Raw genomic sequence first — 12,131 nt, forward strand, 5'->3', positions numbered from 1 at the left:
GTTGTACCAATGGCGCTGGACGCCCTGATCGTCACGCACGACATAGCGGCGCGGGAGCCCGCGGCCGACTTCAGCAACCTGCCATTCCGCACCTCCGCCGGCCTGTACAATCCGGAAAACGCCTTCCTCTCGGAGAATGTGGTCGCCCCGCCCTTCAACGACCTCAATCTCTGGCTCACGCCTGGCGTGCATCTTTCCTGGTCGATACCACAGGCGCTCACGCGCGGCGTCTCCAACGGCTCCGGTGGCGCCACCTTCCCCCAATTGCCCAATCGCTGGCTGGTGGCACGCACCGGCGGCGGCGGCAGTCCCGCAGGCTGGGTCGTGGAGAGCGACTATGTCTGGCCCGAAGGCGAGGATCGATACAGCTCGGCGATTACAATGCCCTGGACGCCCGATACCGAGTTGGGAGAGACACAGCCCTTCCGCTATGTCGGACGAGTCGTGCCTCTCGCCGATTGGCAGGAGGACATGACCGCACAGCGGATCGCGTCGCTAGTGGCGCCGGGCTACGGTGTCGAAGACTTCCTGGCTTCCTATCCGAACTGTTTCTCGCTCTTCGGCCTGAACGACGACAGCATCACGAACCTCGAGACCGACCTCAACGGCGCCACCTACCAAGTGCTGGGTTGGTATAGCGACCTTGCGGTCGATCCGATCGCGATCTGGAGCGGCGTCACCAGCCTGGAACAGCTCCCGGCAGGCCTCGACTCGACGTTCGGTTGGACGCTCACCGGCATCGCCACCGCCATGCCCCGGGCCCTGCTCGTCTATGGGGTGCTGGAGTTCAACACCACCAACGGAATCGCGCCCTCAGTCCCTGACGGATCTGGTCTGTCCCTGTGGATGGGCAATACCGGCGGCGAAGCGCTTGCCGCCTATCTCTCGACCCTGGTCGACACACCTTATGCATCCCTGATCGAGGAGCAGATCGACGCAATCCAACTGCGCTGCGTCGCAAGCGCCGAGGGCATGGAGGATACCGGCTTCGCCGCGGCGCTCCACCGGCAGGGTTTCCGGTCGCACAGCGCCGGGGCCAGCTGGCAATTGGTCGCGAACGGCGGCGCCGCCGTTTCTCCCCCTGAGGCGCTGGCCGACGCGCTCGCCGCGGTCAATCGCCTGCAGCAGGCCTATAGCGACGCTGTCAACGAGATCGGCGGCTGGAAGGAACGGATATTTGCCGACTGGTATAAATACATGGTCAGCAAATTCCCGCCCGATTTCTCGCAGCAGGATTACCCTGATCCCGACAAGATCGAATTCTTCATGCGCGAAGAGGATTTCGCGCCGATCGAGGGTCTCGCCGCGGCAACCGGCGATATCGACATTACGGTCGACCCGGTGAGCCTGAACTTCGTCGACGCACAGGCGGACGGCGCAGCGAGCAGCCTGGCGGTGGCGCTGGCGGCCGCCCTCAAGGATCTCAGCGTGCGGATCGGCGATCAGGGCTGGACGTTGCGCCGGCGCGAAGCGGCACCCTATCGGGCGCCGGCGGAGCCGGTGCTGCTGTTCGCAGGCAATCCGATCCTGCCGGTCTCAGCTGCGTCCGACGCGAAGGAGCCCGACCTGTTCTGCCTGGTCGAGGACCTCACCGTTGGTCCTCCTCAGACCGGTGCCACCGCCGGAGCGCTGCTCGCCGCCATGGCGACCAGGATGAACGAGAAGGTCACCGCGGCAGCAACCTGGCAGTGGACACGCCAGCCGTGGATTCCGATCGCGATGGAGTGGGAGGTGGAGATCCTGCCGCTCGCCGATGACCATGCCGACCCCGTCGCGGCAGGTGGCTTCTCGCCCAAATATCTGACCAACAATTTTACGATCGGCACAGGCCCCGATCTCGAGCTCGATCCAGCGGCAACGATCGTGAGCGGCAATGGCGCGGTGTATGCCGGCCGCTGCCTGCTCAGCGGACACGGCCCCGCCGCCCTGCAGACCGCACTGTGCGTCTATCTGCGCGCGAGCGTTCTTCCGCCCTATTTCAAGGCCGAGAATATTCCGCCGCAGCAGCAGGCCGGATTCGACCTGATCGCCAATCTCGCCGCCGTCACCGCCTGGTTCGTGCAGGCCTATGAAATCGCCAAACAGTCGCCGGCGCAACAGGCGGAGAATGTCGAATACAGTGCGCTGCGCAGCCTGGCCGCGCTGCTTGGAACGCCGACCCTGACCCAGCGCATCGCCGGCTTCAACGCGGCCCTGCTGATGTTCAGGCAGACGTTGCAATTGCCGGTGACCGATCCCATCAGCCTCGCCGCAGGCGCCGCCTTCACCGCGATCGCGGCCGGGCACATCGCCGACGGCAACCGGCTGGCGCCGGTCCCGCTCAACATCTTCCTGCCCATTCGGGCCGGCGGCATGAAGATTCTCCGGCTGCGAATCCTCGATCGGTTCGGGCAGGTGCTGGCGATCGACGGGCCGGATTGCGGTCTCGCCATGACCCTGTTGAACCCCGAATTGCCGCCGGGCCTGGCCTATCTGCCGCCCCGTCTGCCGCAATATTCGCGCCTCGCGGTCGACTGGCTCGACGACGACGGCAACCCGATCGTCGCCGGCAACGATCACGCCCTCTCGCCGATCTGCGGCTGGATCCTGCCCAACTACCTCGACAACAGCCTCATGCTCTACGAAGCCAATGGCGATCCGCTCGGCGCGCTTTCGCCCGATCCGGCTCAGATGTGGCAGCCCTCCCCGTCCGCGCCCCAGAAGACATCGACACTCAGCATCCGCAATCGCCATCTCCAGTCGCTGGTCAACGCGATGCTCGCCTATCAGCGGCGCTATCCGGGGAGCGAGGGGGACGTGGATTCTTCCTTCTTCGGTTCGCTGATGGATGTGATGGAGCAGAATGCGCCGCTAAACCTTCCGAGCTCCGGCGCCCAGCTTTCCACGCTTCCGCTGATGATCGGCAGACCGCTGGCTATGGTCCGGCTCCGGCTGAACTGGACGGTCGACGGCCTGCTCGCGATCGACCAGAGCTGGAACGGCTTTCGTGAGGATCTGGAGACGCGAATCCGCGATTCCTGGGGTGTCGCCGACGTGCAGATTCCGGTGGCCTTCGGCGACCCCGCAATGCCCGCCAACGGCCTTGTGGGCTATTGGATCGGCGGCGGCGACGATGTCTGGGAAGAGACCTTCTACGCGCCGCTTTATCCGGACAGCGAAGCGGCGCCGCCTTGCCCGCTGATCGCGGTGCCGACGCAGGGCAGTCCAATCACTCTGCCGATGTCGCTTGCCCACGGGCCGGTGGTCGTGACCGCCCTGATCGATCCGCGCGCGCCCGTCTTCCTGCGCAGCGGCCTGGCTCCGGAAGAAAGCCTGCAACTGTCGCCGGCGCTGTTCAGCGCTGCGATGCGGTCGCTTGCAGTGACCTTCTACAGCGGACCGGTCGTCATGCCCGAGGATCGTCTTGAGCTGACCCTGCCCAAGATCGCGGGCGCGACATGGCGCTGGTATGCCACCGATGACGGCCGCTCGCGCCCCGAAAAGCTCTCCCCGTTCCGCAGCAACGCCACCTTCGGCGACCGCCGGGTGGTGCGCGAAGGCTGGCTGAACCTCAATCTGGGCGACGATCTCGCGCCCGGCCCGCCCGCTCCCACCCGATTCATGGACGGCACACGATGACTCTGAGGATGATGAACAGCGAGCGTCCGGCCTTCTCGGCCTCCTATCCGGTCTCGCTGGCGCTCAGCAATGGCAGCGTCCCGGTTCTCTATCTGAGCTATACCGGGACGCAAACTCTGCAGCTGACGATGACCAACGTCTCGGGCTTCCCGCTGCTGCTTCCGGCGCAGGACGATCCCCCCGACGAGGCAGGGCATCATTTCCGCTTCACCTTCCAGCCTGGCGTCCTCGACAATAGCCAACTGGGTGCGCTGACCCTCGCCGAAGCCGGCTGGGGCTTGCGGGCGGAGGCGGATTCCTCGGGCGGCACGATCCTCTACGTGTCTAGCATTGCGGGGCAGGATTTCGGACCGCAGTCGGTGATCGTCCTCACCCTGCAGAACGTCACCGTTGCCACCAATGCCACGCTGTCGCTGACCCAGGTCGGAATGAGCTACCAGCTGACCAACGTTCAGCTCGAGGCGCAACTCCGCGGGAAGCGCACCGCCTTCCTGCAGACCGTGCCGGAAAGCTCCGGTAGCGCCATCGTCCCTCCCCTATGGTTCGGCTTCAACGGGTCGAATACGATCCTCAACGACGGAGCAACTCCGAACGCGCTCGCGCTGCTCATCGCCAACGCCGCCGATACTGGTGCGCTGACATTGACTCCGTCCACTTCAGTGAACCCGACGACGTTCGTGCTTCGCTTCGCCACCGAGGGAAGCGGTGAGAACCGCCCCTGGTCGCTGGGCAATGTCAGCCAGGTCCAGGAGATCACCGTCACCGAACCCGATTCGAGCTGGTCGGTCGCCGCAAACGAGACCACCGATGTACCCGAATGGATCATCACGACGACCAACAGCACGCTGCCGGCCGGCAGCTCTGCTTCCTTCGCCTTGTCGGGCATCGTCAGCGGCATGGCCGATGGCGACGCCACGGTCTTTCTCGACTATTATGATCTGCCTGGCTTCGCGGACGGTCAGGTAACCTGCTTCATCCGCAAGGGGCCCGCCGTCCTGCGCGGCCAGAAGCTCGCCATCGGCGCCGTCCCCGGCGACGCCGCATCGGCCCTGAGCGTCTCCGGCAACGTGCGGGCCTCGTCCTTCACGCTGGATAATGGCGAGAGGCTGGCGCCGCTGCCGATCGGCACGATCCTCATGTGGTACGGCGATCCCGTCTCGATCCCCACTGGCTGGACCTTGTGCAACGGCAAGAACGGCACGCCCGATCTGATGGGACGGATGCCGATGGGCGCCGGAGACAAATATCCTCTCGGGAGCCGCGGCGGTCGCGAGGAGATCACGCTCACAGAAGAGAATTTGCCGCCGCACGCCCACGGCTATTCGAAATTCTTCGAGGGGAGCAACGACTGGAAGAGCGGCGGCCACGATTCCCCCGGCAATGGCACCGGAGGCGATTTGAACGACACCACGGATTACGTAGGTGAGGCGGTGCCGTTCAATATCGTGCCGCCGTTCACCTCAGTCTACTTCATCATGAAGTTCTCGAACACCGGAGCCGACTAGCGCTGTAGTTCGGAGGGACGGACGCGCCGTCCCTCGTCTTGCTGCAAGCGGCGCGATCATGAATCGGGAGACAGAATTGTGACCAACGTCAAGGTGATGTCCTGGAACATCCAGCACTTCGGCATTCCGAAGCTGACTAACTCGCCTTTCCTTCCCCAACTTGTGGCCGAGACCATCCTGCAGGAGGGCGTCCATATCCTCGTCATCCTCGAGCTAAAAAGCGGCGGCACCGCACAGACACTAACTCCGATCGGCACCTTCCTGAACCAGGGAACCAACACCCAGTGGAACACTGCGTCAATAAATGTTGGCAATGAATCCGTTGGATTTGTCTGGGACGGCAGCGTCGTGCAAGCCGTGGCAGGACAGAAGGTTGGGCGGCTGGCGAGCGACGTCATCTGCGTCAATGCGAACGACCGACCAATCTACTTTCCCCAAAGAGGAACCCTCTGGACGAACGCAAAAAAACGACCGAATGGTCGCCGTCCCGCCTATATGCTATTCCAGACGGCGGCAGCGCCGCAGACGCCCTTCATCGTGGCCGGGCTGCACTCCCCGTTAAGCACATCGAATATCCAAGCCTACGGAGCTCGCCAGTACGGGCGGGCTCGCGAGACAACGCGCCCGTGTCTCAACAGCGTGACGCAGAACCTAGAGGCGCTCAAGATCAACATTAACGGGATTTCGGCCACCATCCGGGCGCTGCTCGGGGCGGCCCAAATCTCCAATGCGCCGAAGGAGGTCGACCTGATCACCGACAAGATCGTGAAAGTGCTCGACATCGTGGCTTTTCGCGAACGACTCATCGTCTACGACAACTGGATTTGGGTCGAGCTGCTGCAGAAGGTGCTGGACACCATCATCCTAAAGCCTTGGCAGCCGGGCAATCTCAACCGCTGCCGGGTGCTCATGCTGCAGACGGTGACGGCGGCGGCGGCGTTTCTGGAGGAGATTTGGCCGATGCCGAACGGCACCGCCGCGACGGCCCTGAGCAACTATATGGCAAATCCGGTTTGCAATACGTGGAGCTACGATGCGACGTTGAGCGTTGGCGGAAATGCAGCCGCAATGATCCACGAAGCGAATGTCCCCAATCCGTTTGAAGACGTGGATGAAGAAGTCGAGGGGGTCGCCGTTGACTACTGCATCCTTGCTGGCGATTTCAACATCGAGTGTCCCGATCTGAACAGCTACGACAAACGCCAGACAGACCTTCTGTCGGTCCCAGGCTGCACCGGCAAAATTGATGCCTATACTAGCCTCTCCACGGCGATAATGGGGCACACCGCGCGCGGGATCGCCTTCCAGGATATCCTGACAACCTGCCCTAACGACTCCGATCAGCCCTATCAATACACCTGGAGCCAGGCCGGGTTCAGCGCACTCCAGGCGAACGCGACCACACCGACCTTGTTGACAATATGCAAGGCACTCGCGACATTGAAAGGCGCGAATTTTTGCGGTCTAGATGAAGCAAATGTGCAAATCAGAGCCGCGCTGGTCGCTCAGGGATTGCCGCCCAAGACCCTCGAAGATTACAAGAAGGAAATTCTGACGGTCTTTCTCAAGGTGCTGCCTTACAACAGCACCGATTATGTCGGCGTCAGCGCATATGACAATTTCGGCTACCAATATCCCATCAGTGTCGCCAATCCATTCACGACCGCACTGCCAAGTATGCTCGCGAGCCTCGGCAGTTGGCAGACAAATACGGCGGGGCCCTGCAATTGGACGGCGGCGGCCGGTCAACTAACCGCAGTGGTCCAGCCGTCGCTCACTCAGACACCACTGAACGTGAACGGCCGTGCCGTTCCGCCCAATCTTCCGACCGTGGCGGACGCTGCCCTTTTCTATAAGAGACTCATCAGCGACCATTTTCCTATCGCCATCGAGGTAGCCCTGCCGTGACACACCCCCTGGCTTCGGGAGGTAGGATGTGAACCTCGCCCAACTGGAGGCCCTGCTCACACCGGTCGACGGGACTGTGACCGTCACGGGCGGAGCATTGTCCTCCGCCAGCATCACGACAGTGCTGGACCTCTATTTCGGCGCGATGCTAGTGATCTCGGGCGCCGAGACGACAGTCGACCAGGAGACGCAATCGGTGCTGGTCTCTGGTACGATCACCCTGGTCGCACTCTCGATGGACGCCAGGGCGACCTTCACACTGCAGCACGGCATCCCCCAGCTGATCCTGAATGCGCAGGAGAGCGGAACGCCCGCCTGGAGCTTCGCGCAAAGCTTCGGCCCAATGACTGATCCGCTGCTCGCGCAGCTCAGCTTTGCTACGCCGAGCTGGACCCTGCGCTCCGTTGCCGGCGCGAGTCAGCCGGCTGGACTTTGGCTGGACGCTGTCTGGACACCGCCGCCGTTGCTGGAGGCGATCGCGTGGCTGTTCGGCGGGAACCTCGGTCAAATGGCCGTGGCGGGTCCATTGCAGGTGATCTCCGGTCTTCCGCAGGCCGCGTTCGCGGTCGGACCGCCCCAACAGCAAAGCATCGGCGGAATAGGGCTCACGCTCCAGCTGACAATCGTCAGTCTCGTCAGCGCCGGCATCACCCCATTAGCCCCAAGCACTTGCACAGGCAGCTACGAGTTGGTCACGACGTTGTCGAACAGCAGCGGGACCGTGACCGTGCCCGCCTCGGCGATACTGACATCAAACTTCGCTATGGTCACGATCAGCGCCGACACCGGCAGGGCCGTTGCGGTCACGGTCGGCCAGATTGCCGAGTGGATCGGCGGCAACGAGCTTGAAGGGCAAGGCATTCCCGCCGGAATCGACACCGCGGGGCTCTCCCTGACCCTGTTCCATATCGTCATCTCCGTTCAGTCCCAAAAGATCATCAGCGTCACGGGCGCGCTGAGCGTCGCCGGCGCTTGGTCGATCATTCCCAATGTGCTGACGGTCGGAGGCGTGTCGCTCAATCTCTACGTCTCTGACCCTTTCGGGTCGTCACGATCCTTCTCGAGCACCGTGACGGGCATGCTGAGCCTCGATGTTTCGGGGGGCGAACCGATCGTTATCGATGTCGCTGCCCAATTTCCAAACTTCGCTCTTCTCGGATCTTTGCCAGATGAGAATGATAGCCCGCCGTCGCTCGCCGGCATGATGGCCGGCAGCCACGGCGTCGGTAGCTCCGCCGGCTTCGGCAATACCCTGACCATCGCGTCGCTCAACATCCTCGCAGTTCCGTCCGCCTCCACCTACACTTTCGAGATCAATGTCACGGAGGATTGGCAACTCCTCGAAGACCTCACCCTGTTCGATGTCGGGGTGCGAATTGTCTACGCCAAAGGCGACCTGAGCGCCGTGCTCGAAGTCGGGCTGGACCTCGCCGGAATCAATATCGCCCTCGCGGCGGACTATGACTCGTCCACGGGTGGGTGGCTGCTGACCGGGAAAACCGGCCCCGGGCAGACGATCGCCATCGGCGACCTCGTCGCCGACATGCTGGCCAGGTTCGGCGCCACCACGACGCTGCCGGATTCACTTGCCGGCCTCGTCATCGACAATCTGACGATCAGCTTCAACACGCAGAGCTTCGACGTCAGCCTCGGCCTGGAAACCCGGTTCCCGATCGGCGGCCAGGCGCTCGATGCGGTCATCGCGATCGATTATGCCAAGACACAGACTGGCGGCTATGCAGTGGACTTCAGCGGCGTCGTGAACATCGACAATCAGCAATTCGCACTCGTTTTCGATGACGGGAGCAGCTCATGAGCGAGACGTTTCTCGGCATCTACGAGAACTTGAACGGCGGCGAGATATCGGTCCAGGATCTGGTCGCGGCGCTGTTCCCCGGTCTTGCCCAGGATGTGCCGTCTTCACTGCAGGTGAAGCTGACGAACGCCGCCTTCGCTTATGCGGCCGGCACGGCGTCGAATGCGCTCTTTTCCGTCTCGATCGACGGCGGCGTCAATCTGGCCGACCTGCCGGTCGTCGGCATGGCCTTCAGCCAGTCGACGATGCTCCGTTTCGATATCCAGGTCGCCGCGGCGGAGAATGCCTGGACAGCCGATCAGCTGGGGCAGCTGAACAAGCTGATGCCGCCGACAGCACCGCAGCTGCCGGCACCCTCCGGCGGCATCGCCTCTGGTCTTTCGGGCCTTTGCACCTTGTCCATCGGCAATGTCTCGATCCCTTTGGCACTTCCATTCAACCCCTCCGAATATCCCCTCCCGCAGAGCGTCCCGCGAGGAGAGGCGGACGCGCCCAACATCACTTGGTACCCGATCCAGAAGACGCTCGGACCGTTGACCGTGCAGAAGGCGGGACTGGGCTTCGATTCGAGCAACGGCGTGGTCAGCCTCTACCTCGACGCCGGTATCGTCCTGTCGTCTTTGCAGGTCAATCTCGAGGGGTTGAGCGTCTCGACTCCGATCGAGGCGCTCAGCCCCAGCTTCTCCCTCGCCGGTCTGGGATTCGCCTTCGCTTCGCCCGGTCTCCAGCTGTCTGCCGCCTTCCTGAACGCGGGGGGCGGCGTCTATGCAGGCTCGGCCAATCTGGAGACGGAGGCCATCTCGATCGGGGCGATCGGAGCCTATGCGCCCGATGCAGAGGATCACCCGTCGCTCGTGGTCTATGCCTATGTCGGCGGGTTCGCAGCCGGACCTCCCTGCCTCACCGTCGAAGGTCTGGCGGCCGGCTTCGGGTATAATCGGAGTCTCGTCGCGCCCACCTTGCAGCAGGTCTCCACCTATCCGCTGGTCGCCGCCGTCCTGGGGACCAACGATCCGATGGCATCGGCTGCAACCGCGATGCAGTCGCCGCAGCAGGGCGCCGGGCTCGCCGCCTCCCTCAGCGCACTGAGCAGCTACTTCCCCCCCGCTGAGGGAGAGGATTTCGCAGCCTTCGGAGTCAAGGTCAGCAGCTTCCAGATGGTGGATGCCTTCCTGCTGCTGGAAGCGGCATTCGGTCACGATTTCAGCCTCAACCTGGTCGGCCTCGCCACTGCGACCTTCCCGGTCCCGGAGGAAGGCGACACGGTCTCGCCGCTGGCACGAGTCCAGGTCGCGCTGCTGGCATCGTGGCAGCCGACGCTCGGCACGTTCCTGCTCGAGGCCCAGCTCACCTCGGCGTCCTACTTGCTGTCTCCGTCATGCCATCTCACCGGCGGGCTGGCCCTTTCCGTCTGGTATGAGGGCAATGCGCACGCCGGTGACTTCGTCTTCACTCTCGGTGGCTATAATCGAGCATTCGATCCCCCGTATTACTATCCCAATCCGCAGCCGCTCGCCCTCAGCTGGCAAATCAGCCCGTCGCTCAGCGTGCAAGGCCATGTCTATTTCGCGCTCTGCCCGCATTTGCTGATGGCGGGCGGATCGATGCAGGCCGTGTGGACCGATGGCGGACTCAGGGCCGATTTCACGATGGGTTTCGACCTGGTCATTGGCTGGAAGCCCTTCTTCTACACCGCCGAGCTCTATGCGAGCCTCGACATCTCCTATCATGGCGAAATCCTCGGCATATCCACCTCGCTGTCGCTGGAGATGGGCGCCTCGCTCGACATCTGGGGACCCGATTTCTCCGGCAATGCCACGATCGACGTCCATGGCATCGGCTTCACGCTGGACTTTGGCGGCGCATCCCGCAGCGGACCTCCGCCGCTCAACTGGGCCCAGTTTCAATCCTCGTTCCTGCCCGCCGCCGACGCTTACTGGTCTCATGCCGTGGCGCGAGGCGCGACCCCGGTCACGAAGACGCTCGCACCGGGGGACCTGGGGATCGTCAACGCCTCGCAGCTGCTGTTCCAGATCGGCAGCGCGATCCCGTTGACGGAGCTCGACGGCCCCTCTTCGGCTGCCGGCGCGCCGATCGGAATCGCGCCCATGAATCAGGGGATCGGCTCGGTTACGACGGTCGCCTCCGTCACGATCGTCAACGTCGAGACATCGGTCGACGTGACCGATCACTTCCTGGTCGAGCCCATCTCTGCAAGATTGCCAGCGGCCTTGTGGGGCGGCGTGGTCAGCCCCGCGATCAATCAGGATTCGCTGATCGAGGGTGGCATCATCGGCTGCCTCGTCTTGCCGGCGGCCCCGCCGATTCCGGGCAAGACCGCGACCGTCGCGGTCACAGCGCTTCAGTCTGACCCGATCGACCAGGATTCGGCGTTCGAATGGACTACGGTTACGATCTCGCTCGTCGTGACCATGAATGATGCCGAACGTCGCGCGGCGATCACATCGACCGTCATCGAAAATCAGCCCGCTCAGGCGCAATTGCTCGCAAGCCTCGGGCTCGGAGCGATGGACGTCGATTGCGCCCCATCGGTAGCCGACATCTTCCTGATCGCACCTCAGATCATCGCGATGAGACCCGGACCATGACAGACATAGCCCACTGGAGGATGGCATCCCGCGGCAGCAGGTTGATCGCCCGAGTTACGTACCGACGCTGGCAGACCATGACGTTCCTTGCGGCTTGCGTCACGATCGCATCGATATGCCCTGGTTATCGAGAGACCGATCGATGGCGAGCGCTTTCGTCTTAGAAAATTTCCGCTACCGACGCTCCGCCCGGGCGATATCGTGGTCCTCGACAATCGAGGCAGCAGCAAGAGCGAGACGGTCCGCCAACTGATCCAGTCTATCGCGCAAGGATCTTCTTCCCGGCGAATACTCTCCCGACCTGAACCTGATCGAGTACCTCTTTGCCAAACACAAACATCTGCTGCGGAAAGCGGGTGCCTGATTGATCGAGGCCCTCTGCACGGCACCTGTTAGCGCTCTCCATGATCTTCAGCATTGAGATCGTTGACCTGCTCCTAGCGGAAATTTGATCGATACCCGCGCAGACGCTTGTGTTCCCGGAACCGAACCAAGATTCCCCGACGCTGGCGTGTTATGGCTGCTGGTATCGGTTCAATTCGGTCGAAAGAACTTGCTCTTTTTTCAATGACTTCGATGTCCTTTTGGACGCCGGCCAGGGCACCACGCTTCGCCGCTTTGCGGCTACGCGTGGCGCGGCCGAGCCCGGCTCCCTGACCCGCAAAGCGGCGAAGC

The 12,131-nt window shown here is 63.0% G+C and carries 6 protein-coding genes; 5 read left to right on the top strand and 1 reads right to left on the bottom strand.

Annotated features, from left to right (window positions below):
* Positions 1 to 9 precede the first annotated feature (9 nt).
* The 5 genes from ACQR1I_RS36650 (at position 10) to ACQR1I_RS36670 (ending at position 11,456) form a co-directional block, all read left to right on the top strand.
* Entirely contained in the window at positions 10 to 3,618 is a 3,609-nt protein-coding gene (locus ACQR1I_RS36650) for a hypothetical protein (protein WP_434871160.1), read from the top strand.
* Positions 3,615 to 5,123, top strand: coding sequence for a hypothetical protein (locus tag ACQR1I_RS36655; protein ID WP_434871159.1), 1,509 nt, complete (start codon positions 3,615 to 3,617; stop codon positions 5,121 to 5,123). Before ACQR1I_RS36650 ends, ACQR1I_RS36655 begins: the two co-directional genes overlap by 4 nt.
* A gap of 78 nt (positions 5,124 to 5,201) precedes the next feature.
* On the top strand, positions 5,202 to 7,031 hold the full coding sequence (locus tag ACQR1I_RS36660; protein WP_434888988.1) for a hypothetical protein: 1,830 nt from the start codon (positions 5,202 to 5,204) through the stop codon (positions 7,029 to 7,031).
* A gap of 28 nt (positions 7,032 to 7,059) precedes the next feature.
* A complete protein-coding gene (locus tag ACQR1I_RS36665) occupies positions 7,060 to 8,847 on the top strand; it encodes a hypothetical protein (protein ID WP_434871157.1) in 1,788 nt (595 codons plus the stop codon).
* Positions 8,844 to 11,456: a DUF6603 domain-containing protein gene (locus ACQR1I_RS36670; protein ID WP_434871156.1), complete on the top strand. Its 2,613-nt coding sequence runs from the start codon at positions 8,844 to 8,846 to the stop codon at positions 11,454 to 11,456. Before ACQR1I_RS36665 ends, ACQR1I_RS36670 begins: the two co-directional genes overlap by 4 nt.
* Positions 11,457 to 11,893: 437 nt before the next feature.
* Here the strand turns inward: ACQR1I_RS36670 and ACQR1I_RS36675 are convergent.
* The coding region (locus ACQR1I_RS36675) for a hypothetical protein (RefSeq protein WP_434871155.1) at positions 11,894 to 12,131 on the bottom strand (238 nt) is incomplete at its 5' end.

Origin of the sequence: Bradyrhizobium sp. HKCCYLS2038 (assembly GCF_051167655.1) — a bacterium.
GTDB lineage: Bacteria > Pseudomonadota > Alphaproteobacteria > Rhizobiales > Xanthobacteraceae > Bradyrhizobium.